Source organism: Sulfurimonas sp. HSL1-2 (assembly GCF_039645565.1).
In the GTDB taxonomy this organism is placed as follows: Bacteria; Campylobacterota; Campylobacteria; order Campylobacterales; family Sulfurimonadaceae; genus Thiomicrolovo; species Thiomicrolovo zhangzhouensis.
Window position 1 is genome coordinate 700,632 of the sequence record NZ_CP147914.1, and the last position, 25,598, is coordinate 726,229.

General features: G+C 57.2%; 24 protein-coding genes and 1 tRNA gene. 15 read left to right on the top strand and 10 right to left on the bottom strand.

The annotated features are described in order from the left end of the window. The first annotated feature begins 10 nt into the window (after window positions 1-10). The 10 genes from ntrB to WCX18_RS03595 all read left to right on the top strand — a co-directional run bounded on the left by ntrB (window position 11) and on the right by WCX18_RS03595 (window position 11,594). Window positions 11-817, top strand: a complete 807-nt coding sequence (gene ntrB, locus WCX18_RS03550) for a nitrate ABC transporter permease (RefSeq protein ID WP_345989637.1) — start codon at window positions 11-13, stop codon at window positions 815-817. A gap of 10 nt (window positions 818-827) precedes the next feature. Next, complete coding sequence (locus WCX18_RS03555; protein WP_345989639.1) at window positions 828-1,619, top strand: ABC transporter ATP-binding protein; 792 nt, start codon at window positions 828-830, stop codon at window positions 1,617-1,619. A gap of 142 nt (window positions 1,620-1,761) precedes the next feature. Next, the gene (locus tag WCX18_RS03560; RefSeq protein WP_345989641.1) at window positions 1,762-2,985 is read left to right on the top strand and encodes a hypothetical protein; all 1,224 of its coding nucleotides are present in this window, start codon (window positions 1,762-1,764) and stop codon (window positions 2,983-2,985) included. A 93-nt stretch (window positions 2,986-3,078) separates the two neighbouring features. Then, window positions 3,079-4,380, top strand: a complete 1,302-nt coding sequence (cobA, locus tag WCX18_RS03565; RefSeq protein WP_345989643.1) for a uroporphyrinogen-III C-methyltransferase — start codon at window positions 3,079-3,081, stop codon at window positions 4,378-4,380. Continuing rightward, complete coding sequence (locus tag WCX18_RS03570) at window positions 4,352-6,271, top strand: ferredoxin--nitrite reductase (protein ID WP_345989645.1); 1,920 nt, start codon at window positions 4,352-4,354, stop codon at window positions 6,269-6,271. The genes cobA and WCX18_RS03570 overlap by 29 nt, the downstream gene beginning before the upstream one ends. 404 nt (window positions 6,272-6,675) lie before the next feature. Further along, window positions 6,676-7,488, top strand: a complete 813-nt coding sequence (locus tag WCX18_RS03575; RefSeq protein WP_345989647.1) for a formate/nitrite transporter family protein — start codon at window positions 6,676-6,678, stop codon at window positions 7,486-7,488. Between the two features lie 56 nt (window positions 7,489-7,544). After that, window positions 7,545-7,985 (top strand): cyanase, encoded by a 441-nt coding sequence (cynS, locus tag WCX18_RS03580; protein WP_231020456.1) that lies wholly within the window; start codon window positions 7,545-7,547, stop codon window positions 7,983-7,985. 70 nt (window positions 7,986-8,055) lie between these two features. After that, complete coding sequence (locus tag WCX18_RS03585; protein ID WP_345989649.1) at window positions 8,056-9,789, top strand: bifunctional protein-serine/threonine kinase/phosphatase; 1,734 nt, start codon at window positions 8,056-8,058, stop codon at window positions 9,787-9,789. 91 nt (window positions 9,790-9,880) lie between these two features. Further along, a complete protein-coding gene (locus WCX18_RS03590; protein WP_345989652.1) occupies window positions 9,881-11,104 on the top strand; it encodes a hypothetical protein in 1,224 nt (407 codons plus the stop codon). A gap of 61 nt (window positions 11,105-11,165) precedes the next feature. Continuing rightward, window positions 11,166-11,594, top strand: coding sequence for a globin domain-containing protein (locus tag WCX18_RS03595; RefSeq protein WP_345989655.1), 429 nt, complete (start codon window positions 11,166-11,168; stop codon window positions 11,592-11,594). Between the two features lie 4 nt (window positions 11,595-11,598). On the opposite strand, the gene WCX18_RS03600 is transcribed toward WCX18_RS03595, so the two are convergent. The 3 genes from WCX18_RS03600 to ppa form a co-directional block, all read right to left on the bottom strand. After that, a complete protein-coding gene (locus tag WCX18_RS03600) occupies window positions 11,599-14,154 on the bottom strand; it encodes an HAD-IC family P-type ATPase (RefSeq protein WP_345989657.1) in 2,556 nt (851 codons plus the stop codon). A 160-nt stretch (window positions 14,155-14,314) separates the two neighbouring features. Then, entirely contained in the window at window positions 14,315-14,620 is a 306-nt protein-coding gene (locus WCX18_RS03605) for a hypothetical protein (protein ID WP_345989660.1), read from the bottom strand. A gap of 3 nt (window positions 14,621-14,623) precedes the next feature. Beyond that, on the bottom strand, window positions 14,624-15,139 hold the full coding sequence (ppa, locus tag WCX18_RS03610) for an inorganic diphosphatase (protein ID WP_345986233.1): 516 nt from the start codon (window positions 15,137-15,139) through the stop codon (window positions 14,624-14,626). A 213-nt stretch (window positions 15,140-15,352) separates the two neighbouring features. Between ppa and WCX18_RS03615 the strand changes: the two genes are divergently transcribed. Genes WCX18_RS03615 through WCX18_RS03625 form a run of 3 tightly spaced genes read left to right on the top strand, consistent with a single transcriptional unit; the run spans window position 15,353 to window position 18,709 of the window. Then, entirely contained in the window at window positions 15,353-15,586 is a 234-nt protein-coding gene (locus WCX18_RS03615) for an OadG family transporter subunit (RefSeq protein WP_345989662.1), read from the top strand. 8 nt (window positions 15,587-15,594) lie between these two features. Beyond that, window positions 15,595-17,379, top strand: coding sequence for a biotin/lipoyl-containing protein (locus WCX18_RS03620; RefSeq protein ID WP_345989664.1), 1,785 nt, complete (start codon window positions 15,595-15,597; stop codon window positions 17,377-17,379). 4 nt (window positions 17,380-17,383) lie between these two features. Then, complete coding sequence (locus tag WCX18_RS03625) at window positions 17,384-18,709, top strand: sodium ion-translocating decarboxylase subunit beta (RefSeq protein WP_345989665.1); 1,326 nt, start codon at window positions 17,384-17,386, stop codon at window positions 18,707-18,709. Window positions 18,710-18,797: 88 nt separating this feature from the next. Here WCX18_RS03625 and WCX18_RS03630 read toward each other — a convergent pair whose 3' ends face one another. The 3 genes from WCX18_RS03630 to WCX18_RS03640 are packed head-to-tail and all read right to left on the bottom strand — an operon-like array spanning window position 18,798 to window position 20,715. After that, complete coding sequence (locus WCX18_RS03630; protein ID WP_345989666.1) at window positions 18,798-19,280, bottom strand: N-acetyltransferase; 483 nt, start codon at window positions 19,278-19,280, stop codon at window positions 18,798-18,800. Then, window positions 19,277-19,729, bottom strand: a complete 453-nt coding sequence (locus tag WCX18_RS03635; protein WP_345989668.1) for a GNAT family N-acetyltransferase — start codon at window positions 19,727-19,729, stop codon at window positions 19,277-19,279. Before WCX18_RS03635 ends, WCX18_RS03630 begins: the two co-directional genes overlap by 4 nt. Window positions 19,730-19,734: 5 nt before the next feature. Then, window positions 19,735-20,715, bottom strand: coding sequence for a phosphatidylglycerol lysyltransferase domain-containing protein (locus tag WCX18_RS03640; protein WP_345989670.1), 981 nt, complete (start codon window positions 20,713-20,715; stop codon window positions 19,735-19,737). Window positions 20,716-20,872: 157 nt separating this feature from the next. On the opposite strand from WCX18_RS03640, the gene WCX18_RS03645 reads away from it, so the two are divergent. Together WCX18_RS03645 and WCX18_RS03650 are read left to right on the top strand one after the other, a co-directional pair. Beyond that, the gene (locus WCX18_RS03645; protein WP_345989673.1) at window positions 20,873-21,532 is read left to right on the top strand and encodes a ferredoxin-thioredoxin reductase catalytic domain-containing protein; all 660 of its coding nucleotides are present in this window, start codon (window positions 20,873-20,875) and stop codon (window positions 21,530-21,532) included. Between the two features lie 98 nt (window positions 21,533-21,630). Beyond that, entirely contained in the window at window positions 21,631-21,939 is a 309-nt protein-coding gene (locus WCX18_RS03650; RefSeq protein WP_345989675.1) for a hypothetical protein, read from the top strand. A 187-nt stretch (window positions 21,940-22,126) separates the two neighbouring features. Here WCX18_RS03650 and WCX18_RS03655 read toward each other — a convergent pair whose 3' ends face one another. The 4 genes from WCX18_RS03655 to WCX18_RS03670 all read right to left on the bottom strand — a co-directional run bounded on the left by WCX18_RS03655 (window position 22,127) and on the right by WCX18_RS03670 (window position 25,566). Then, the gene (locus tag WCX18_RS03655; RefSeq protein ID WP_345989677.1) at window positions 22,127-22,720 is read right to left on the bottom strand and encodes a hypothetical protein; all 594 of its coding nucleotides are present in this window, start codon (window positions 22,718-22,720) and stop codon (window positions 22,127-22,129) included. A gap of 15 nt (window positions 22,721-22,735) precedes the next feature. Then, entirely contained in the window at window positions 22,736-24,181 is a 1,446-nt protein-coding gene (locus tag WCX18_RS03660; RefSeq protein ID WP_345989680.1) for a hypothetical protein, read from the bottom strand. Between the two features lie 827 nt (window positions 24,182-25,008). Then, the gene (locus WCX18_RS03665) at window positions 25,009-25,446 is read right to left on the bottom strand and encodes a thermonuclease family protein (RefSeq protein ID WP_345989683.1); all 438 of its coding nucleotides are present in this window, start codon (window positions 25,444-25,446) and stop codon (window positions 25,009-25,011) included. Window positions 25,447-25,489: 43 nt separating this feature from the next. Further along, a tRNA-Thr gene (locus tag WCX18_RS03670) sits at window positions 25,490-25,566 on the bottom strand. Window positions 25,567-25,598: the final 32 nt, after the last annotated feature.

Consider the following 25,598-nt stretch of genomic DNA (forward strand, 5'->3'; position numbering starts at 1 on the left):
GGAAAACATGATGCAAAAAATAATTAAAAAAATCGCACTGCCGCTGATGGTGCTCTTCGCCATTCTGGCGGGGTGGCAGCTGGTGGCCAACAACGTCGAGGAGTTCCCGACCCCGTACTACACCTGGGTCGCGGCCTTCGGGGGCGTCAATGCCGAAGAGATGGAGATCAAAGGGGTGCTCTCCGACCCGTTCTACGTGGAGAACGAGGACGACAAAGGGATCGCCTGGCAGATCATGAACTCCCTCGGCCGCGTTTTCGGCGGCTTTGCCCTGGCGATCCTCGTGGGGATCCCGGTGGGTCTGGTTATCGGGATGAGCCAGAGCTTCATGCAGGCGCTCAACCCCTATATCCAGATCCTCAAACCCGTCTCGCCGCTGGCGTGGCTGCCGCTGCTGCTGATGGTGTTCCAGGACATCAACCTGACGGCGGTTGCGACGATCTTTATCACGTCGATCTGGCCGATTATCATCAACACCTCGCTGGGGGTGCGCAGCGTCGACCAGGATTACCTCAACGTCGCGAAGGTGCTGCAGTTCACGCCGCTGGAGACGATCCGCAAGATCATCCTGCCGGTCGCGGTGCCGTACATCTTTACGGGGATGCGCCTGAGCCTGGGGATCGCCTGGCTCGTCATCGTCGCGGCGGAGATGCTTACCGGCGGGATCGGCATAGGGTTCTGGATCTGGGACGAGTATAACAACCTGAACTACCCGAACATCATTATCGGGATCATCATCGTCGGTGTCGTGGGGTACATCCTCGACGTCATCATGGGCAAAATAGCCGATTTCTTCGACTACCGAAAACGCGCCTGAGGAGGACAGCATGGGTAAATTTCTCTCACTGGAACATGTCGACAAGGTGTTCCCGCTCCCGGGCGGGAAAGAGTACGTGGCGGTCCGGGACGTCGACCTGGAGATTAAAAAGAACGAGATCATCTCGATCATCGGGCACTCCGGGTGCGGCAAGTCGACCCTGCTCAACATGATTGCGGGGCTCGACCTCAATACGGCCGGCGGGATCTTCCTGAACAACAAGGAGATCGGCGGCCCCGGCCCGGAGCGTGCGGTGGTCTTCCAGAACCACTCGCTGCTGCCGTGGCTGACGGTTTACCAGAACATCGAGATGGCCGTCAAAAAGGTGATGCCGGAACTGAACAAGAACGAAGTCGCCGCACGGGTCATGAAGTTTGTGCACCTGGTCAACCTCGACCACGCCAAGGACAAATACCCCGGCGAGATCAGCGGGGGGATGAAGCAGCGCGTCGGCATTGCACGGGCGCTCTCCATCAAACCCGACGTGTTGCTGATGGACGAGCCTTTCGGGGCGCTCGATTCGCTGACGCGGGCCAACCTGCAGGAGCACCTGATGCGCATTCAGCAGGACGTGCAGAACACCGTCATCATCATCACCCACGATGTCGACGAGGCGGTCCTGCTCTCGGATCGGGTCATCATGATGACCAACGGCCCCGAAGCGACTATCGGCGAGATCCTGGAAGTGAACCTGGAACGCCCCCGCGACCGCGTGGCGCTGCAGAAGGACCCCGAATACGTCCGCTGCCGCGAAGCGATCCTGAGCTTCCTCTACGAGAAGTTCGCCAAGGAAGACGAATAAACACTGCTTATAAAAAGTACTAAGTAGCCGGCGGAATGCGTTTCCGCGGCATTAAAAAGTCGCTCGCCCTTCTGGGGAGTCCCGTGGCATCATGCGGGGCTCTCCAGAGGTGCCGCCTCGAGATTTTAGAAGGATAGATTGAATGAAGAAGTGGATGTTGTCGCTGGCCGCCGTGCCGGTTATTGTGGGAAGTATGGGTGTGGCTGCGTCGGCGGCCGAAGAGATCGTCCTCCTGGACGGAATGAAAATGAGCGGCGAGATCCGCCCGCGCTACGAGATGGCGGACGTGAAGGATAACGGCCTCGATACGGCCAACGCTTTCACGGCCCGGACGCGCCTCGCGGTCGAAGGGACGCTTCTCGGCCTCGAAGGGCTCACCGCCAAAGTGGGGATGACCTCGGTCAACAACTTCGGCTACAACGACTACGCGCCGCAGGATGCGACGTATGACCTGATCCTCGACCCGCAGCAGGCAATCCTGACCGAGGGCTACCTGGCCTATACGGCGGCGGACACGACGCTGCTCGCGGGGCGCTCCTTCGTCAACCTCGACGACCAGCGCTTCGTGGGTACCGTCGGCTGGCGCCAGATGGAGCGTGCCTACGACACGGTGACGCTGAGCAACGGTTCCATCGAGGGCCTCTCCCTCATGGCCTCCTGGATTTACGGCTACCAGGGCGTCAACGCCAACCCGACGACCGATACGGGCTCGCTGCTCCTGCACGCTACGTACTCGGCGGGCAAGGCGCTCTCCGTCACAGGGTTCGGCTATATGCTGGCCGACATTCACGACACTTACGGCCTGCGCGTCTCCGGGGATATCGCCCTGGACGGCGTGACGCTGAACTATGCGGCCTCCTATGCCAAGCAGAGCGACGCCTCGCTGACCTACGCCCTCGATGATGCGCCGGAGATCGATGCTGCCTACTACGACATCGCCCTGGGCGCGAACATCTCCGGCCTCATTGTCGGGGCGGAGTACGAGGTGCTGGGAGACGCCGAAAGCAACAGCACGAAAGGGTTCACGACCCCGCTGGCGACCCTGCACAAGTTCCAGGGGTGGGCGGACGTCTTCCTCGGTCGCACGTCCGGAAGCAACAACGACGGTCTGGCGGACCTGAGCGGTACGCTGGGATATGCCGCGGCGGGCTTCGGGAAAGTGCTGGGCGTCTACCACAAGTTTGACGCCCTCTCCGGTGCAAACAAGGACCTCGGCAGCGAGTTTGACGTGCTCTATGCGAACAAGGTCCCGGGCGTCAAGGACCTCGCGTTCCTGGCGAAAGCGGCTTTCTACTCCAAAGGCGACACGGGCAACGACGTCACCAAGGTCTGGGCTCAGCTCGATTACAAGTTTATGATCAAATAAGCGTTCGTGCGGCCGGTCCGGCCGCCGGCGACGGTCATGTTTTTTGACGCATCTTCACCACCGAAGGCGCATTAAAAAACATACGAAGGATTCATGATGCAAAGAATTACCCTTCCCGTTGTGCTGCACAACCCGAAGATACTGCTGATAGGCGGCGGGCCGGTCGCCCTGCAAAAGGCGCAGGTGATGCGCCGCAACCAGATCGATTTCGACGTCATCGCCGCGCTTTGCAGCGAGGCGATGCGCTCGCTTGTCCCGGAGGCGTGTGAACGTTCCGTGACGGAGGAGGATTGCCGGGAGTACGGCATCATCATTGATGCCACCGGCAATGCCGGGGTGACGGCGATGCTGACGGCACTCAAACAGCGGCAGCGTTTCCTGCTCAACGTCGTCGACGTCCCGGAGCAGTGCGACTTCTTCTTTGCCGCGCTGATCGAGCAGGGGCCGGTCAAGATTGCGGTAAGTTCCAGCGGGGGCTCGCCGGCGATCGCCCAGGCCATTCGCGACAAGATCGCCCGGATGCTGCCCGCATCATTGGCCGCACTGGGCCAAAAGGCGATGCGCGAGCGCCTTGCCGGGCATATCCGCCCGGGGGCGCTCAAAGCCGAGGCGAACCGGCAGCTCGGACGGGTGCACCTGGTCGGCTGCGGCACGGGGGACGTCGACCTGCTGACGCTCAAGGCCTACCGCCTTATCACGGAAGCGGACGTCGTCTTCGTCGATCACCTGGTGAGCGAGGAGATCAAGGCAATCATCCCCAAAGCGACGATGGTCATCCACGTCGGCAAGCGTAAAGGGCACCACAGCATCAAGCAGGAGAAGATCAATGAACTCCTGATCGAGTACGCGCAGAAGGGCTTGGAGGTCGCCCGGCTCAAAGCGGGGGACCCCTACATCTTCGGGCGCGGGGCGGAAGAGGCGCAGGCATTGGCCGCGGAGGGGATCCGTGTCGAAGTCGTGCCGGGGATCTCTTCGGCCGTCGCCGGACCGCTTGCCGCGGGCATCGCGCCGACGGCGCGGGGGTACGCGGCGAACCTCTCCATCGTCTCCGCACACCTGGCGGGCAACCGTATCAATACCGAGTGGATCGACCTGCTGAAGCTCAAAAACCATACGACCATCGTGCTGATGGGGGTCTCGCGCGCCAAAGAGATTGTAGAGAAGGCACTGGAAGCGGGTGTAGCGGCAACGATGCCCTGCGCCGTCATCTCCAACGCCTCCCGGCCGGACCAGCAGCGCTTTGTGACGACGCTGGAGGGACTGCCGGCGGTGGCCGAAAACGCGCCGCGTCCCGCGATCATCGTCTTCGGCGACGTCGTCAACCTGCATGCGGTGCTGCCGCAGTACATCAACGAAGGGGAGTACCATGATCAGCGTATTGCAAGCGGCCTCTGAAGCCCGGAATACCAAAACGAACAAGGTCGAGCAGACCAAGGCGCTCAAAACCCCCAAAGAGGCGTTCGAGCAGATCGCCGAGTACGCCAAAGGGGGGTACGGCAGCATTCCCAAAGAGGACCTGGGCTACTTTCTGAAGTGCTTCGGCATTTTCGACCGCCCGATGACCCCGGAGCGTTTTATGATGCGGGTGCGCATTCCCGGCGGCCAGCTGGATGCCGCCCAGGCGCGCACCGTCGGCGAGATCGCCAAAGCGTTCGGCCAGGACTACATGGACATTTCGACCCGGGCGCAGATCGTGCTGCGCTATCTGAGCATCGAGGCGATGCCGGAGATCTTGGATCGCCTTGAAAGGGTGGGGCTGACGACCTTCCATACGGGGGTGGACAACTTCCGCAACATGGTCAACGACCCCCTCGACGGGGTCGCGTTCGACAACATCCTGCCGTCGCAGGGGCTGCTGCAGAAACTGCAAGAGCTTTTCCTGGGCCACTGGGAGTGGATGAGCGCCCTGCCGCGCAAGTTCAACACGGGGGTCTGCGGGTCGCTTGCCAACCGTTGCAACATCTTCGGGCAGGACTGCGGCTTCGTGCTGGCGCAAAAAGAGGGGGTCTACGGCTACAACGTTTACCTCGGCGGCCGGGTCGGGGTGATCGCGCGCAACGCCGATATCTTCGTGCGCGACGAAGCGGAGGCCGTGGCGATGTTCCGGGCCCTTATCGAGCTCTACCGCGACTACGGCTTCCGCGACAACCGCAACAAGAACCGGCTGCACTTCCTCATCGAGGCGGTGGGGATGGAAGCCCTCGCCGCGGCCATCCGCGAAAAGGCGGGCATCGACTTCGCTACCGCCGGGGAGACGTTGACCCAGCTTGACAACAACGACGCCGACCAGGGGCGCGTCCAGCTGAACAACGGCACCTTCGCCGTCCATGCCGTCGTCCCCTCCGGCGTCTTCAGCGGCAGCGACCTTGTCGCCGCGGCGGAGGCGGCGGAGACCTATGGCGACGGGCGCGTTCGCCTCGACATCGAACAGAGTCTCTACATTCTCGGGGTGGACGCCGTCCGTTACGATGCCCTGATGGAGACGCCGTTTTTCGAGGCCTACAAGAGCGTCTCCAGCCCCTATTTCAACCACCTGATCGCCTGTGCCGGCGAGGAGCACTGTCCTTTCGGCGTCATCCCGAACAAACCCGACGCCATCGAGATGGCCGAGTACCTCAGCCGTGCGGTACCGCTGGAGGGCGGCCGCGTGCGGATGCACTGGTCGGGCTGCGTCAAAGGGTGCGGCCTGCACGGGGTCGGTGACGTCGGTTTCGAGGGGTGCAAGGCCAAGGTGAACGGCGAGACGGAGCACGGGGTGCACATCACGCTCGGGGGCAAACTCACGGCCGAAGGGCAGGAGGGGTACAGCGTCCTGAAGTCCGTGCCGCTGCGGTTCGCACGCTACCACGTCGAGTCGCTGATGCGCGAGTACCGCCGCCTGCGCAAAGCGGGGGAGAGCTTCGGGCAGTTCCACGACCGGGTGCTCTCAGGCTACTCGCCCGCGGCGATAGGCTTTATGATGCAGCTGCAGTCCTACCTGCGCGACAGGGGCATCGACCTGGCGTTGGGGTTCGAAGCGGGTGCGAAAAGCGGCCGGAACGAATCCTTCGAGCTTTTCGACTTCGGCTGCCGGCTTTACAAGAAACTGACGGGCGAGACGGCCTACCCGCTGCAGGCGCACTATATGCCCTCGGAGGGGGAGCGGCTCGATATGACACTGCTGGACCGCCCCGGCATCGACTCCAACCTGGCCCAGATGGTTGTGAAGATGCTGGAACCCAATGCCAACCTCCGCGCCAAAGCCTTTACGGAACTAAACGCCTTGGTGGCACTTTTCCAATCCTGAAGCGCGGAGACACCCCTTCACAGCGTGCCCTCTCCCCGGGCACTTTCATCACAGAGACATTTTTCAGCACACAAAAGCCCGGCGGAGTTACCGACAACGCTTCGTACAAAGCTGACAGGAAAGATGTTTTTTAGAAAAACTGTTAAGTTCTATTTTTAATCACAAAAGGCCATCATAAACGGTTTCAGTGTTCATAAAATAATAAGAAAAGTGTATAAATTCCATACAATTTTCTGCACTGTAGAATGAAGTTTAAGCGATAGAATTTTTCAGGTTGATCGGACCGTGGTAGTGCCTCTGCACCTGCTGTACGGAAGGACCACGCCCTTGCCGATGCCGCTCTCCGTGAAGGGCAGCAGGGTCGGGAAGCGGCTCCGATCAACAACACGATAAGGAGATATCCAATGGCCTATTTGGCTCCAAGCGAATTTGTAACAAAAATGGTCGATTCGGGAGAATCGAAAGTCTATATGTCCACAAAGGACACCCTCATCCGCGCCTATATGGCGGGGGCCATCCTCGCGCTGGCGGCGGTTTTCGCCGTCACGGTCGCGATGAAAACAGGCTCACCGCTGGTCGGCGCGATGCTCTTCCCGGTCGGCTTCATTATGCTCTACCTCATGAGCTTCGACCTGCTCACGGGTGTTTTCGTCCTCGTTCCGCTGGCATGGCTGGACAAACGTCCGGGCGTTTCGGTTGCCCAGATCCTGCGTAACTGGGGTCTGGTGGCGCTGGGGAACCTGATGGGTGCCCTGACGGTCGCGTTTATGATGGCCTTTATTTTTACATACGGTTTTGACACGGACGGCGGCGAAATCGCCAAGAAAGTGGCGGGCATCGGTGAAGCGCGTACGCTGGGCTACCAGTCCCACGGTGTATCCGGCTGGTTTACGGTTTTTGTCCGCGGCATGCTCTGTAACTGGATGGTCTCCATGGGTGTCGTCGGCGCGATGATCTCCACGACGGTCAGCGGCAAGTTCCTGGCGATGTGGATGCCGGTCATGCTCTTCTTCTTTATGGGCTTTGAGCACTCCATCGTCAACATGTTCCTGTTCCCGTTCTCCCTGATCATGGGCGGTAACTTCACGATCTCCGACTACATCCTCTGGAACGAGGTTCCGGTTGCACTGGGTAACCTGGTCGGCGGTCTGGCATTTACGGGTCTGACGCTCTACGCAACGCACGTCAGAACAAGCCCGAAACGTGTGCTGGGATAACCCGGCATCGCGGCCCCGGCCGCATCCATTCAAAAACAAAAAGGAAATATTTTTTTATGACAAAGCTTGAAATGACTGAAACGATTATGGCGGCGAAAAAAAGCAGCGGTCTTGGCTGGGAGGCGATCTCAGAGAAGGTCGGTCTCGGTTCCGTGTTTCTGACATCGGCGTGCCTCGGGATGAACAGCCTGAAGCCCGAACCGGCAGATAAACTGTGCGAAGTCCTAGGCCTGGATGCCGCGGTCTCCGAAGCGCTGCAGGCGTTCCCCAACAAGAAGTGGGACCAGATCGTTCCGACCGACCCGCTTATCTACCGCCTCTATGAAGTCGTCGGCGTTTACGGCGAAACCATCAAGGAGATTGTCGGCGAGAAATTCGGCGACGGCATCATGAGTGCGATCGACTTCTCCATGGACATCGACAAAGAGGAGAATCCGGCGGGCGACCGTGTCGTGATCACCATGAACGGCAAATTCCTGCCCTACAAGTCGTGGTAACACGACTTTTTTTGAGCATGGCCGCGCTTGCGGACGTGTTCAAAAGGAGTCTGACAAAGATGATCAAGCGATGAATACAGCCGTGAAGCTCACCGTCGGCAGCCACACCGACAAAGGGCGCAAACCCCTGAACCAGGACTTTCACGATCTGCGCATCCCCGACGACACGCTGCTTTGCACCAAGGGCGCGGCCGCGGCGCTGGCCGACGGCATCAGCAGCAGCGAGGTGAGCCAGATCGCCAGCCAGGTTGCCGTCGTCTCCTTTCTGGAGGACTACTTCAGCACCCCGGAGACCTGGTCGGTCGGCCGGGCGGCACAGCAGGTGCTCAAGGCGACGAACTCCTGGCTTTATGCCCAGACCAGGCGGGGGCCGGAGCGCTTCGATATGGACAAGGGGTATGTCTGTACCTTCAGCGCTCTGGTGCTGCGGGGCCGGAGCGTGCACCTCTTTCATATCGGCGATGCGCGGATCTACCGGCTGCGCGACGGGGTGCTGGAGCAGCAGACCGAAGACCACCGCCTGCGGATCTCGCAGAACGAGAGCTACCTCAGCCGGGCCATGGGGATGGATTCGCAGCTCATCATCGACCATGCCGTGCTGAGTGCGGAAGCGGGGGATGTCTTTTTCCTGATGACCGACGGGGTCTACGAGCATATCCTTGACGAGGATATCCTGCAAACACTGCAGGCGTGCGGCGACGATTACGACGCTGCGGCGGAGGCGCTGGTCAACCGGGCCCTGGAAAACGGCAGCGGGGACAACCTGACATTGATGCTCTTGCGCATCGACGCCCTGCCGGAGCAGGCGATCGACGAGCGCTACAAGGAGGTGATCGAAAAGCCTTTCGCGCCGCTGCTCGAGCCCCGGTCGGATTTTGACGGCTATCGCATCGTGCGCACGCTCAGCAGGACGAGCCGCAGCCATGTCTACCTGGCCGTCGACACGCAGACCGATACGCCCGCGGTGCTCAAGACCCTTGCGACGGAGCTGCAGCATGACCGCACGCAGGTGGAGCGGTTCCTGACCGAAGAGTGGATCGCCCGCCGGGTCAGCAACGCCCACCTGCTCAAGGCCTACCCGCAGCAGCGTCCGCGCGCCTACCTCTACACCGTGACCGAGTACGTGGAGGGGCAGTCGCTGGCACAGTGGATGACGGACAACCCCCGTCCCGATTTGGAGACAGTAAGGCGCTTTGCCGAACAGATCGCGCGGGGCCTGCTTGCGCTGCACCGCCGCGAGATGGTGCACCAGGACCTCCGCCCGGAAAACATCCTGATCGACGCTATGGGGACCCTCAAGATCATTGATTTCGGGTCCGTGAAAATAGAGGGGATCCAGGAGTCGGTGCCGGAAGGTGCGGCAAACCAGATGCCCGGTACGGCGCATTACTCGGCCCCGGAGTATTTCCTGGGCAGCACGGGCACGCCGCGTTCGGACCTCTACTCGCTGGCGGCGATCCTCTACCGGATGCTCTCGGGCAGCTCCCCCTACGGTCTCCAGGTGGCGCGGACCAAACAGCGCTCCGAGCAGAAGAAGCTCAAATACGTGTCGCTCGCGACCGAGGGGAGCGGCGTGCCGGTCTGGTTCGACGAGGCGCTGCGCAAGGCGCTCGACCCGGTCCCGGAGCGCCGCTACGAGGATGTCGCCGAGTTCCTCTATGACCTGCGCCATCCCAACCGGGCTTTTTTGAAAAAGGGGAGGCCGCCGCTGATCGAACGCGATCCGGCCCGTTTCTGGCAGGGGGTCTCCCTCCTGCTCGGCTTCGCGCTCGTCATGGTGGCGGCGCAATGCGTGGGCGGCTAAACGCCCCGGCGTATTTCTGTGGAGCTCCGCTCAAACGGCGCGGCGTTGCCCAGAGGTACACCCTCGCACGAATAACTAAAGGAATAACTATATGAAAAAATGGATGATATCCCTGGCGGCAGCGCCGTTGATGATTGCCGGAATGAATACGGCGGCGGCAGCCGAAGAGAGTATTGCGATTTTGGACGGTATGAAGGTGAGCGGGGAGATCCGCCCGCGCTACGAGATGGCGGATGTGAAGGATAACGGCCTCGATACGGCCAACGCCTTTACGGCCCGGACGCGCCTGGCTGTCGAAGGGACGCTCCTCGGCCTCGAAGGGCTCACCGCCAAAGTGGGGATGACCTCGGTCAACAACTTCGGCTACAACGACTACGCGCCGCAGGATGCAACGTATGACCTGATCCTCGACCCCCAGCAGGCGATCCTGACCGAGGGTTACCTGGCCTACACGGCGGCGGACACGACCCTGCTCGCGGGGCGTTCCTTTGTCAACCTCGACGACCAGCGCTTCGTGGGGACCGTCGGCTGGCGCCAGATGGAGCGTGCCTACGATACGGTGACGGTTGTCAACAAGTCCGTCGAAGGGCTGACGCTGCTGGGCGCATGGGTCTACGGCTACCAGGGGGTCAATAGCAACCCGACGACCGATACGGGATCGGCGCTGCTCAACGTCAACTACAAGGCGGGGGATGCGCTCACCGTCAGCCTGTTTGACTATATGCTGGCCGATATCCACGATACCTACGGCGTGCGCGTCAGCGGCGTCGTACCGGTCGAGGGGATCAAGTTCGATTACGCGGCTTCCTATGCGATGCAGACGGATGCGACGCTCGACTATGCCCTCGACACCGCCCCGAAGATCGACGCCTCCTACTATGACGTCGCCCTGGGGGCGAACATCTCCGGCCTCATTGCCGGGGCGGAGTACGAGGTGCTCGGCGACGCCTCCGGCAGCAGTACCAAGGGCTTCACGACCCCGCTGGCGACCCTGCACAAGTTCCAGGGGTGGGCGGACGTCTTTCTCGGGCGCACGGCCGGCAGCAACAACGACGGTCTTGCCGACCTGAGCGTCAAGCTCGGCTACGCCGCGCCGGGCTTCGGGAAAGTGCTGGGCATCTACCACAAGTTCGATGCGCTCTCCGGCGTGAATAAGGACCTCGGAAGCGAGTTCGACGTCATGTACGCGAACAGTGTTCCGGGCGTCAAGGACCTCGCCTTCCTGGCGAAGGCGGCCTTCTACTCCAAGGGCGATACGGGCAACGACGTGACCAAAGCGTGGCTCCAGCTTGATTACAAGTTCGCGACGAAGTAGACCGACAGACGCGGCACCGCCCCCGGCCGCCGCGTGATAAAGACGACAAAGGAGTTTGACCATGAGTCTGTCCCAAGAGACGATCGAGATTATCAAGGCGACGGCAAAGCCCGTCGCGGAAAATGCGGAAGCGATTACGGAAAGGATGTATGAAATTCTTTTCGAGCACTACCCGGAAACGCAGGTGCTCTTCAAAGACGCATCGCCGGACCAGCACAAGAAACTGGCTGCGGCGGTCGGTGCCTATGCGGCCAATATCGAAAAGCTGGAGTTCCTCGGCGACGCCCTTGAGAAGATGGCGCAGTCGCATGTGCGTGCCGGCGTACAGCCCGAACACTACCCCGTCGTCGGGGTATCGCTGCTCACCGCCGTGAAAGAAGTGCTCGGCGAGGCGGCGACGGATGAGGTGCTGAGCGCCTGGAAAGAGGCCTATTTTTTCCTCGGCGATCTCCTGATCGCCCGTGAAACAGCGCTTTACGCCGCGGCGTAAAGCCCTACTTTCTCCTCAGGCGGACGAACTTCTCCGCCTCCATCACGACCACCAATCCAAATGCAAACAGCAGCAGTTCCCTCCAGACCTGCAGTGACACCGGTTCCAGCGAGAGCAGTTGCTGCGTCCAGGGAAGCTGCATGGCGGCGATATGGACGGCTTGCGCGGCAATGATCGAGAGCGGCAGCAGCAGGTTCTTGAAATGGCTGATTTTGAAGAGGTAGCGCGTTTCGCTCCGGCTGTTGAACGCGTGCAGGTTCTCAAAAAGGACCATCAGCAGCAGGGTGTCATTGCGCGCGGACTCTATCGGGACGCCCTGGGCGAGCAGCGTATAGAAGACCCCGAAACCGATCAACCCCATATAGGCTGCGCCCAGGACGATCCGCTGGATCATCAGGGCGTTGAAAATGGGCTCTTTGGGCGGGCGCGGACCGCGTTTGAGCACGTGCGGTTCGGCCGGTTCCAGCCCCAGGGCGACGTCCTGAATACCGTTGGTGACGAGGTTGAGCCAGAGCAGGTGGATGGGCAGCAGGGGCACGGGGGTGGCGAAGGCCAGGGAGAGCAGCACGAGGATGATCTCCGCCAGCCCGGTGGAGATGAGCAGGTGAATGACCTTGCGGATGTTGTCATAGGCGCGGCGCCCCTCTTCGACCCCGCCCACGATCGAGGTAAACGCATCGTCGGTGAGGATCAGGTCTGCGTTCTCTTTGGCCACGTCTGTGCCGGATTTTCCCATCGCGATGCCGATATGGGCGCTTTTGAGCGCCGGGGCGTCATTGACGCCGTCGCCGGTGACGGCGACATAGTGCCCCAGCCCCTGGAAGGCGCGGACGATCTGAAGCTTCTGCTCCGGCGAGACGCGGGCGAAGACGCGGATGTCGGCCAGGGCATGCGGGTCGCCGCCGTTCTCATACCAGTGGCTGAGCGCCTCCCCGTCCATCACCTGTTCCATCCCCGCTGCCATGTTGAGCCGTTTGGCGATATGCAGCGCCGTTTCGGGGTGGTCGCCCGTGACCATGACGACGGTGATACCGGCTTCGTGGCAGTGGGCAAGCGAGGTTTCCACGCCGTCGCGCAGGGGGTCGGTGATGGCGGCAAGGCCCGCCCAGACGAAGCGTTTTGATGCCATGGCTTCTTGGAGGTGCGGCGTCGTCGTATCGGCGTAGGCGACCCCGATGAGGCGGTACCCCTCCCGGGCCAGGCTGTTGACCTCTGCGAGCAGCGCGTCGCGTTCGGAAGGGGCGATGCTGCAGACCGCGAGGATGACTTCGGGCGAGCCTTTGATGGCGGCGAAGTAGCCCGTCTCCGTCTCGATCACGGCACCGGAATATTTCTGCGCGGGCTCATAGGGGATGAGATCGGTTTTCGGATACTCCATCCGCTCCAGTACGGTCTCGTTTTGCCGCTGGGCGTACAGGGCCAGGGCGACGTCGACCTGGTCGCCGCCGAACGTTCCCTGTCGGTTGCGGTAGGCTTCGTTGGCGATGACGATTGCTTCGAGTGCCTTTACCGCGTCTGCCGCCCCCTCAAAAGATTCGACGCTGAGCCGGTTCTGGGTCAGCGTCCCCGTCTTGTCGGTGGCGATGAGGGTGCAAGAGCCCAGCGCTTCGATGGCCGGGAGTTTGCGGACGATGACGTTGCGCCGGGACATGGCGACCGCCGCCGAGGCAAGCGCGACGGTGATGGCGACGGGAAGCCCTTCGGGAACGGCGGAGACGAAGAGGGCGACCGTGAGGAAGAAGACCTCGAGCAGCGGGGTCCCCCGGAAGAGCGACAGTGCGATGATCAGCAGGGAGATGACGCCGACGGCGGCCGCGATCTTGAGCGAAAAGGTTTCCAGGCGCGCGATGAGGGGGACCTTGACGGCCGACCTGCCGATGAGGAGTTCGGCGATCCGCCCGATCTGCGTATGCAGCCCGACGGCGCTGACGATACCCCTGGCCCGCCCGCTGGTGATGTAGGTCCCGGCGAAGAGCATGTTGCTGCGGTCACCCAGGGGGAGGTCGGGGTCATCGAAAATGGCCATCGCATCCTTGCCGACTTCCAGGGATTCGCCGGTCAGCAGCGACTCGTCGGCGGAGAGGTGATAGGTGTGGAGGAGCCGGAGGTCGGCCGGGACCTTGTCCCCGCTCTCGATCACGACGATATCGCCCAGGGCGAGCCCCGCGGCATCGATGAGCTCCTCTTTGCCGTCGCGCAGCACCTTCGCCAGGGTCCTGACACTGTGCCGCAGGGCATGGGCCTGCCGGTCGGCGCTGTGTTCGAGCACCGTCCCGATGGCGGCGTTGATGATCAGCACGGCGAGGATAAATCCGGCGTCGAGGTTTTCGCCGATGCCGAAGCTGATCAGCGCGGCGACGAGCAGGATGAGGATGATGGGGTTTTTGAACTGGGAAAAGATGATGCGCAGCAGGGGAATAGGCGGGGCGACCGGGAGGGCGTTGGGGCCGTCGCGCAACAGGCGCACCTCGGCTTCAGCCGTACTCAGGCCGCTGCTGCTGCTGTCAAAATGCCTGAAGGTCGTGTCGATCCCCAGGGTATGGTGCGCGTCGAATTCCATACACCTATTGTATCAGGAGATCGGGTGAATCGGTACGGTTGCGTTCAGCCCCTGTCGCGGTTGAAAAAGGCAAGGACGAGGGCGACGACGATCAAGACGCCGAAGGTGACCCCCCAGATAAGCAGGTTGGTGTCCCCGTCGAGGGGAGGATTGGTCGGATTCATGGTTGCTCGCTTTCATCCCGGGTGAGGTAGACCCAGTAGTCCCGGTAACTGTAGCCCCGGTTCAGGAAATAGAGTTGCAAAACGGCGACGCGGTAGAGCGTCAGCACCATCTTTGCAAAGGGGACGGCGAGGCTGAGCCCCGAGAACCATCCCTGTGGTTTTTTTCCGCGGGTTTCCAGCATGGTTTCCATACCGATATTCTGCATAAGGTGCCAGCTGAAAAGGAAAGAAAAAATGAAGTTCGCCACCACCCCGAGGAGGGCGACGGCAATGAGGTCCTGTTCGAAAAGACCGAAGAGCACTGCTTAGGCGTTCTCGATGGCGTCTTGGAGGATTTTGGTCGCCGCAGCTTTGTTCTGGTAGTCTTTGACCTTGACCCATTTGCCCGGCTCGAGCGCTTTGTAGGTTTCGAAGAAGTTTTTGATCTTCGCCAGGGTGTGCTTCGGCAGGTCGTCGATATCCTGGATCTCTTCGAAAGTCGGGTCGATCTTGGAGACCGGCACGGCCAGCAGTTTCTCGTCGATACCGCTTTCGTCTTCCATGATCAGAACACCGATCAGGCGGCAGTTCACGACGGAACCGGCCTGCATCGGGTACTCGGTCAGGACGAGGACGTCAGCCGGGTCGCCGTCCTGGGAAAGGGTCTTGTTGACAAAGCCGTAGTTGGCCGGATAGTACATCGCAGAGTGCATGACGCGGTCGACGACGACGGCACCGCTCTCTTTTTCAATTTCATACTTGATGTTGGACCCGTAAGGGATCTCGATCACCGCTTTGACTTTGTCCGGGTTTTCTCCGTAACCGATTTTGCTCAAATCCATAGCGTTCTCCAAAAATATTTGCGTGATTGTAGCAAAGCGGACCTCTGAAATCCCTGTAGGGCTCAAAAACCGATGGCGGTGTATGGTAACAGTCCAGGCTTAGGGAGATGGGATTTTTCGGTAGTATCATACGATTTTTATCTTCTTTTCTATACTATAGGCCGAGTAATTTTATGAAGGCGCAGGCTTTCAAAACTGTAACAAGGGTAGATCATGGAAGTGAACCTCGTAGCCGAGGGGCTCAAATTCATGGTGCTCGGTATGGGCATCGTCTTTTTGTTCCTCACGCTGATGATTTTTGCGATGAATGTCATGTCAAAGATCATTCACCGCTATTTCCCGGAACCGCAGGCGGCAGAGTCGGGAAAGTCCGCTCCGGCAGCGGCGGATAAACTGAAGAAGGTGGCGGCGATTGCTGCGGCCATTCACCACCACAACACAAAGTAAGGATTGGCATGGCGAAAAAATTCATTGACGTGATGGATACGACGTTCCGCGACGGCTTTCAGTCCGTTTTCGGCGGACGGGTACTGCTGAACGACTTCCTGCCGGCAGTCGAAGCGGCAAAAGAGGCGGGGATCACCCACTTCGAGTTCGGCGGGGGCGCACGCTTCCAGGTGCCTTATTTCTACCTCAACGAGAACGCTTTTGACAACATGGACAAATTCCGCGAGATCGTCGGTCCCGATGCGAACCTGCAGACGCTGGCGCGGGGGGTCAACACGGTGATGCTCGACACGGGCAGCCGCGAGCTGGTCGACCTGCACGCAAAGATGTTCAAAAAGCACGGGACGACAACGATCCGCAACTTCGATGCCCTCAACGATGTGAACAACCTCATTGACAGCGGCCGCAGCATCGTCAACCACGGCCTGAAGCACGAAGTCGTCGTGACGATGATGGACCTCCCTCCGGGTTGTGAAGGTGCGCACACCGTAGAGTTCTACGAGAAGATCCTCCGTGACATCCTCGATGCGGAGATCCCGTACGACTCCGTCTGTTTCAAGGACGCCACCGGTACGGCCAACCCGCAGAAAGTCTATGAGACGATCAAAATGGCACGCAGACTGCTGCCGGAAGGGACACATATCCGCCTGCATACGCAGGAAACTGCCGGTATCAGCGTCGCGCAGAACCTCGCAGCCCTCGAAGCGGGCGCGGACGGTATCGATGCCGCCGCTCACCCGGTCTCCGGCGGTACGAGCCAGCCGGACCTGCTCGTGATGATGCACGCCATCAAGGGTAAGGATTACGATTTCGGCTTCGATTTCGAGAAGATCCTCAAATACGAAGCGACCCTCAAAGAGTGTCTGGCGGACTACTTCATCCCGCCGGAAGCGACCATGGTCGAGCCGCTGATCCAGTTCTCCCCGATGCCGGGCGGCGCCCTCACGGCGAACACGCAGATGCTGCGCGACAACAACATGATGGACAAGTTCCACGATGCGATCCTCGCGATGCGCGAAGTTGTCGAAAAGGGCGGCTACGGCACCTCCGTCACCCCGGTTTCCCAGTTCTATTTCCAGCAGGCGCTCAACAATACCCTGATGGGGCCGTGGAACAAGATTGCACCGGGTTACGGCCGCATGGTCCTGGGCTACTTCGGCAAGACGCCGGTGGCGCCGGATGCCGAGGTCGTCAAGATCGCCGCGGAGCAGCTCGGACTCGAGCCGACAACGGAAAAGGCGATCGATCTCGCCGACAAAGACGAAAAGAAATCCGTCGCCTTCTGGACCAAGCGTCTTGAAGAAGAGGGGATCGAAACCACTGAAGAGAACATCTTCATCGCAGCTGCCTGTGATGAAAAAGGGATCACCTTCCTTAAAGGTGAAGCGGAAGTCAACGTCCGCAAACTTTCCGAAATGCAAAACGAAAAAGAGGAGTGTCAAGGTATGGGTTCAGGAAACTACACAGTCGTCGTCGACGGTCAGAAATTCAGCGTTCAGGTCGCCGAGGGCGATGCAAACATCCAGGTGACAGCGGTTCAGGGCGAAGCCGCAGCATCTGCAGCGGCACCGGCCGGTGAAGGCGAAGAGATCAAGGCACTGCTGCCGGGTAACGTCTGGAAAGTCGTTGCCAACCCGGGCCAGAGCGTCGCGGAAGGCGAAAAGATCATGATCCTTGAATCCATGAAAATGGAGATCGATGTCCTTGCACCGCGCGGCGGCGTTATCAAGTCCATCAACGTCAACGTCAACGATAAGGTCGTCGAAGGCCAGGTTGTCGCGGTAATCGGATAAGCGGATGAGAACGCTGTTTATCAAACTGCTGCTGGCATTGTCGCTGTTCGGCGCCGTGTCGGCGTCGGCATCCGATGCCCATGCCGCGCATGAGGCGCCGGCGGTGGAACAAAAGGCCTACGAGTCGCACAGCATCGGTCACCTCCTGACCAACTTTGCCAAGTCCACCGGTGTCTACGCGATCCTCTATCCGAACCCGGACGAGATGAGTGCCCTGGGTAAACCGATGAGCGATTTCCACAAAGGGTGGGGACGCGTCATCATGATCCTGGTCGCTTTCGTCCTCTTCTACCTGGCGATCGCCAAAGGCTTTGAGCCGCTGCTCCTGCTGCCGATCGGCTTCGGGGGCCTGCTCTCGAACATCCCCGTCGCGGACATCGCCGGGCCGCACGGCTTCCTTGGCGTTATCTACCAGGCGGGCCTCGCGAACGAGCTCTTCCCGATCATTATCTTTATGGGTGTCGGGGCGATGACAGACTTCGGCCCGCTGCTCTCCAACCCGAAAACGGCGCTGCTCGGCGGTGCTGCGCAGTTCGGGATCTTCGGGACCCTCGTCGGGGCGGTCGCGCTGTCACAGTACACGGACCTCTTTGACTTTACGCTGCAGCAGGCATCCGCCATCTCCATCATCGGCGGTGCGGACGGCCCGACATCGATCTATATTGCGACGAAACTGGCGCCGGAACTGCTGGGGGCGATCGCGGTCGCGTCATACTCCTATATGGCACTGGTACCGATCATCCAGCCGCCGATCATGAAGGCGCTCACCAACGCCAAAGAGCGTAAGATCAAGATGACGACCCTGCGCCACGTCAGCCGCATGGAGAAACTGATCTTCCCGATCATGGTCCTTGTCCTGGCGATCCTGGTCCTTCCGGACTCCACGCCGCTGATCGGTGCGTTCGCTTTCGGTAACTTCCTGAAAGAGTCCGGTGTCGTCGAGCGTCTCTCCGATACGCTGCAGAACGCCCTGATCAACATCGTCACGATCTTCCTCGGCCTCGGCGTCGGTTCCAAGCTCGCCGCGGACCAGTTCCTCGTCGCTGATACCCTGGCGATCCTGGCCCTGGGCCTGGTCGCCTTCTCCGTCGGTACGGCCGCGGGGGTTATCATGGCGAAGATCATGAACCTCTTCCCGGGGACGAAGATCAACCCGCTTATCGGTTCGGCAGGAGTTTCCGCCGTTCCGATGGCGGCACGTGTCTCCAACAAAGTCGGTATGGAATACGACCGCAACAACATGCTGCTCATGCATGCGATGGGCCCGAACGTTGCGGGTGTCATCGGTTCCGCCGTTGCGGCGGGTGTTATGATCAGTATCTTCGCGTAAGCGCAGAAACACTTCCGCTTTCCGGGGCTTCCCGGAACAGCTTCTTCTCTAAACAGTCCCCGATTTTTTTATAGTGTCACATAGCATGTCAGCGCTGCATGAGATAGGCATCACAGCCGTCGCGGTAGAAGGCGTTGAGCGTTCTGAGCGTTTCGAATCCGTAGCGCCGGTAGAGGGCAATGGCAGCGGGGCTGTCGCTTCGCACTTCGAGGGTCATGTGTTCGAAGCCGCGCAATGCCGCTTCATGCAGGGCCTGCTCCAACAGCTTCGCAGCCACACCGCGGTTTCGGAATCCGGGGGCGACCGCCAGCGAATAGATTTTCGGTACCCGCCGACGGATCAGTGTCAGGATATAGCCCGCGACGGTGCCGTCATCGGTGCAGGCGACAAGGAGCAGGTTCTGCCGGATGTGATAGTAGAACGCGCGCCGCGATAGGGGGTAGTTGTCGGCGGAGAACACCGTCGTCTCCAGTGCAGTGAGCGCCGCCGTGTCGGCAGCGACGGCGGGGCGTACGAAGAAGGTGTGCCGACGGTCGTCCGGGGAGGGATCTTCGCCGCGGATACCGCTCATTTCGTCTGCATCTTTTTGAGCATCCGGATGGCACTGCTGCCGTCGGGATAGTAGCCGGGGATGCGTTTCCATTCGCAGTAGCCCATGCCCGTGTAGCGGCGAAGAAGGGCGCGGTTGTCCTCCCGGATTTCAAGGATGATCGTTTCCAGCGCGTGGGTCAATGCATACACTTCGATGGCGGCAAAAAGGCGTTTGGCAGCCTCGGTAGACTGCCAGGCCTTGAGCACGGCAAGGGAGTTGAACCAGATGCGTTTCCGCGCGACGACTATTCCCAGCGCATAGCCGACGACGCTGCCGTCCTCTTCCCAGACGTACAGCACGCTGCTTGGCTTGTTCAGCAGTCTTGCAAAGTTCTGTTCGCAAAGGCGGTCGTACACGGCAGGGTCGAACATCGTGTTCTCGATCGCGAGCAGCGCGTCAAGATCATTGGGGGTAGCGGTTCTGAGCATGGCCTTTACTTCTGATAGATCGTGAACTTGGGAACAAGCTTGTAGGGACGGTAGGACATCTTCACCTTCTTGAGGTTCTCAAATCCCATGTCATCACCGACGTTGATGTAGGCGATACCGTACTTCTCTTTGAGCAGTTTCGAAAATTCGCGGAAGATATACTGCGCACACCCCATCACCTCGAAATCGGTCTTTTCGATGATGACACAGGCGGTGTCGTTGCTGATGCGTTCGCCTGCCGTAAACCCCTTGATCTCCCCCTCGATATAAATGACAAGTCCCGTCAGCTGGAGTGCTTCGTAATGCTTGAGCATCCGCTTGACGGCATGGCGCTCCTGGTGGATCCCCTCGAGGAAGACTTCCGCCTCCTCTTTGGGCATGTATTTCACCCGGTCCGAAACCCATTTGTTGAACAGCGCCATGATGCCGTCAAAATGCTTCTCGCTGTCGAGCTCCTCGACATAGGCATCGGGGTAGGAGTTGCGGAAACGGTTGATCTCGGTGCGCTTCGTGTGGTAGCTGTTGCCGCGCAGCTCGATCAGTTTGTCGACCTCGTAGACGTAATCGACGAGCTTCTTCTCGAGGATGTAGTGTTCGAGCATTTCGAACATGCTCTGCGCTTCGTCTTCGCTCTGGATGAACTCTTCGACGGTCGAGGCCTGCACGTAGTCGATACGGGCGTAGTAGGGCGATGAGTTGTTCGCGTTCATGATCTCGAAACACTGCACGATCGCCTTGTCGACGTTCTTTTTTTTCCCGATGGGCGGCAGCAGCATCGTCAGCTCCCCTCCCGTCATGACAAAGAGACAGAAACATTTGTTGATGACGGCATAAAAACCGCTGCTGTTGCCCAGCCAGATATAGTTGGCGGCGAAGGTGTAGTCGCTGATATCGACGTTGACTTTGGCCAGGTATTTTTCGAGAATAGGTTTGGCTTTGAGGCCGAAGGGTTTGAGTTCCCGTTTGTTGATGACGAGGTTCGCCATTGGGGTGATGTGTCCTTTAGACGGATATATTATTTCGGCATTTTACTCCGCTTTTCGCCGTTTGCGTCAAGGAAATTTTCGGGCTCCAAAACCCGCGCAAACAAGGGCATTTCTCTAACATTGACGCAGTATAATTGCTTTGCAAAAAGGATTGAATATGCTAAAAATGATGATTGGGTTCATGAAAGACTACTGGAAGTACCGCGACGCGGTCAAAAAACAGCACCGCTGGATCGTGAAGTACGCCGCGCAGAAAGGGTATGCCATCAACCCGAGCCTGATGATGAGCAAGAACCTCGAAGTGTGGCTGAGCGAGATGGAGGCGACCTTCGGCAAGCGCTACTGCCCCTGCTTCGAACCCTCGGGGGACGCGAAGCTCGACAAGCAGATGTGCTGCCCCTGCGAGTTTATCGACGACGAGATCGACGAGTACGGCACCTGCCACTGCGCGCTGTTCGGCCGCGGGGATCTCGACAAGGCGGGCTGGAAAGCCTCTTCGCAGCGCCTGATGGGGGAGTACCGCGTCCCGCTGAACATGAAAGAGGGCGTCCTTGACACCCGCGGCATGCCGCTTGACCCGCGCCGTGGCCTGCCCATCCCCGACGCCATGCACCAGATGAAAGCGACCCTCAACGGGTACGGCGGCAAGACGCTCTGCATGATCGTCGAACGCGAGCAGGAGGCGAAGAACCTGGAGACCATCGCCGCGTTCAGGGGCTACGGCTTCTCCAAAGCGGAGACGGGTGACGGCATCACCGTGACCCTGGACCTCGAAGGCGGAAACGCGCAGGGTACTTCGGGCAGCTGCGGACAGTAGACCTCTCCTCGCCCCGGTGCGGAGGGGTTTTTAAAATCTAAAGTGATTTTCCCTATACTTGTAGATATTGATATATAATAGTCAAAAAGGGGGATAGCATGAAAAAGCTCGTACTCATTCTCGGACTTGCCGTGTCACTGCTGGCGGTGGACAAATGTGCCGTCTATGCCGTCAAATACGCAGAGGTCCCGCAGATCAAGGTCGTTACGATCAACGGTTCGTCTACCTGTGAAACGGGGACGGTCGTCATCAAGATCTACGACGGGAAAGGGCAGTATCTCCAGACGATCACCGCGCCCATTGAAGATAGCGCCTTTTCGACGCAGTTTGAAGGCACAACGGCAAACGGCCTGCGCTTCAAACACTCCGTTGTTGATAGCAACGGGACGGTCCTGGACCGCTACTGAGCGGTTCATAGGGGGAACGGACTTCTCATTTATCTCATATATTGAAAGAAATACGTTCAATCAAGTAATAAGCGTCTGAAAGTCTGTAAGGATTGTGGAAGAACATTATTTGTTGAGAATGTATAAATGAAAAATGGCGTGCCGGGCGCGATTGTCCGGCCGCTGGTACTACAAACTAGAAAAACTTCTATTCGATGATTTCAAACATGTAACCCAGAACATAGTAAATACCTGCCGGAACCTTGAGAGGAGCTTCTTCCGGTGATGTTTTATTTTTCAATTCAAAAGTATTTCCACCTTCACTTTTGCCGAGAGTAACAAACTTGTTGTCTGAAGATTCCAGCAAGAAGCCACGCTGATGCTCTACCAGGGGAGCTGAATTTGGTGCAAGGGCTTTATCTTTTAAATCAAATGGAACAACTTGGGACAACCCTATCATTAGATAGCGGGATTTATTGTAGACAATACCGTCGACATTTTTAAACTTGGCGAGCTCTGGCAATACCGTCAATACTGAGTCGCCCGATTGCGTTGTCAAATAGGTTATCTCCGGCAGTTTATTGTTTTTATATTGCTGGTAAGTTGTTGAGTGGTCAATAATGCGCGATTGTTCGAAGCCAGCTTTAAAATTTTCAACTGGTACATACTTGCCCCCGGTATGGATATAAAGCCCTTCAGGTAGACTTTGCATTTCTTCCATCGTATCTTTAGAACAGCCGTTCAATGTTGATAATGTAAATAATGCAAATAGCAGGATGCTTATTAATTTGATTGTTTTCATTTGATGTTTTCCTCCTTATATCTTTGTTTTTGCAATGAGAGTTCCGTCTTTCCATTCAGTAATTGACGTCACAGCGCCGGTTTGCGGATCGAACTCTCTCTCCATGCCATCTTTCTTTTCGTTTACGTTGTACGTTGTTTCTGTGGCAAGGTAATTTTTTCCATTATTTTGTCGGTATGTTTTCCATACTCCATATTTTTTCTCATTTTGGTATTCGCCTTCTGTAGCGAGCTCGTTTTTACGGTTTTCGTAAGAGTATTTATACATTTTCCACAGCCCGTGTTTCTTGTCATCTTGATATTCACCTTCTGTAGCAAGCTCGTATTTACGGCTTACGTGAGAATAGCTATATTTTTTCCACATGCCATGTTTCTTGCCATTTTGGTACGGACCTTCTTCCTGTAGCTTGTTTTCCCAGTTATAAGATTTATAGTCACCATTCAACTCTCCATCTTTATAGGTCTCTATTTTGTAGGCATGTGTCTCTTTTCCATCTTTAATCTCGTAATACCGATGCACCCCATCCGTAAGATGGCCATCTTTATACTCACGTTTATTGATGACTTTGCCTGATGCCAAATAGTGGGCATCGCTGACACGTAGTCCATCCTTGTACTGTACTGTTGCACGGAGTTTCCCGTCGGGATAGTAGAATGTGGCAAGTCCCTCTTCTTTGCCATTCTTAAAGGTTTTTTTAGAATCAAGTCGTCCCATGTAATCATAGGAGATACTATCCCCCTCTTTTATACCATTGACGTACGTTACCATTTCATAGAGTCGTCCTTGAACATATTTCTCTTGAATCCCATCCAGGGTGTCATTTTTGTACCTTACAGTCTTTTCTTGGTTCGCCTCTTTGTCATAGCACGCAAAACTTATGAAGATATCCTCTCCGGACTTTTTCAAAGTCATAACCATTGTGGAGGAGCCACCAACATCCCAAAATTTTGTCTTCAAGTTGGGCTGTTCTCGCATCTCTTCGTAGCGCTGAGTATCGCGTATAGCATCTGTGATTACTTGAATGCCTTCAACAATCTCTCCATTCTCATAGGTCAGATCTGCCAGCGTTTCACCAGTGTGGGAAAATCTTTGGTATTTACCGTGCAATTTCCCGTTATAAAAAGTCTCAAGCACTTTGAGCTCTCCGTTGAGAACGTAGTAGCTTCTTGTCTGGAAACCTCCATCTTTAAAAATCTCGATAGTCGATTTACTCGGGTCGTCGCTCAGTAGTTTTTCTTTGAGCTTTTTAGCTGCTGCTTCTTCAGCTTGCTGTTTTTTCAACCAAGCTTCTTGCTCTGCTTTCCGTTTTGCTTCTTCCTGTTGTCTTTGCTTGTAATACTCTTCAGAATGTTCTGAAGATGCACCTTCTATCATCGCATTGCCAAAAGCTTTAAACAATCCACCTTTTGCACTTACTTCACCTGAGAAAAGTACAAATAGCATGAATAAAATAGATTTCATTCCCACCCTTTTTTTGATGTTATTAAAAAAATGTAAGACTAATGCACAACTCCAGATAGCATCAAACTTATCAATTCTGTTCTCATGAAAGCTGACTATCCTGAAGTAAACGATAGACTTCCACCTTTTGCATATGCTGACACTGTATGCGGAAGCTTTCCTGTTTACATTCCCAATACATCTTTTTTACTGTGTGCTTATAAATCAAACTTATTGAATGTAGTTTTTTAATACTATTTGTTGACTGAATGATATTTAACTTTTGTAACTTTTTTGTGATATGTTTCGTTAATAAACATTCTAGGCTGCCTGATAAATAGTAGCCTGAATTACTCAATACCTATAAGGCTATTTATGTTTTCTCGTTGGACCTGTCACAGGGCACGTTGAAGCTCTTTAGGAGGTCATAAAAGCTATTAAAATATTAAAGACCAGTTTCTCCATAAAGTCATACATTTGGAAAATTGATACGGTTGCGAGTTCTCCGTGTTCAACAAACTGTTCAAAAGTTGAAATGTTAAATTCACACAAGTTTATCAAGAAAGAAGGTGAGATATTGCGAAAAAGGTATATTTAGATCAGACAAGTGAAATGGATGTTTTCGAGTATTTTTACATACGGCCAACAGGCCTAAAGTACGAAATATTATGTAGTCGAACTCCGCTTTAGGACAAAAGAAGTTCCTTTTATGTTGTACCTGATGATGAGGATTTTTGGGCTTGGTTATTTTCTAACTATCTTCCATACAATGACAATGATAAAAGTGATGAGATATCTGAAATGACAACTCATGTCAGTTAGATCGAATGATTAGCTGGAGCTAAATGCTAATTCCCACACCAATCTTTTGTCTTTGTCCCTCCGTCGTAACGGACGGCCAGGCCGCTTGTAATGAGGCTCTGCCCGACACTCTTTCCATCTGCATAAACATCTGCCACGACCCGGAAGTATTTGCCCCGTTTCATATTACGGAGTTCAACCGTTTTGGCGTCGCGGAGCAGGGCAATGGTATGCTGCTTGGCTTCGCGGGCCAGCAGTTTCTCGGCCTGGCACTTCCCTTTCATTTCGGGGGTGTCGATACCGTTGATCCGGATGCCGATGCGTTCGCCGATGAGCTGCGGCCACGCCTTGATCGTGGCACGGAAAGTGTCGCCATCATAAACGCTTGTCACCTCGTCGACTGTCATGGAACCGAAGTTTTTTGTGTTGATCGAAGCGGCGGTGAGGGTGTAGCATGCAAGTAAAATAGTCAGATAGAGTTTCAAGTAGGTTCGTGCTTTATGTCCCAACGTTGGGAGAAATTGATAGTGGTGCTGATGGGGAGACTCGAACTCCCGGCCTCTTGATTACGAATCAAGTGCTCTAGCCGACTGAGCTACATCAGCATTCAGGGGTCGGCATTATACGACGAAATTTT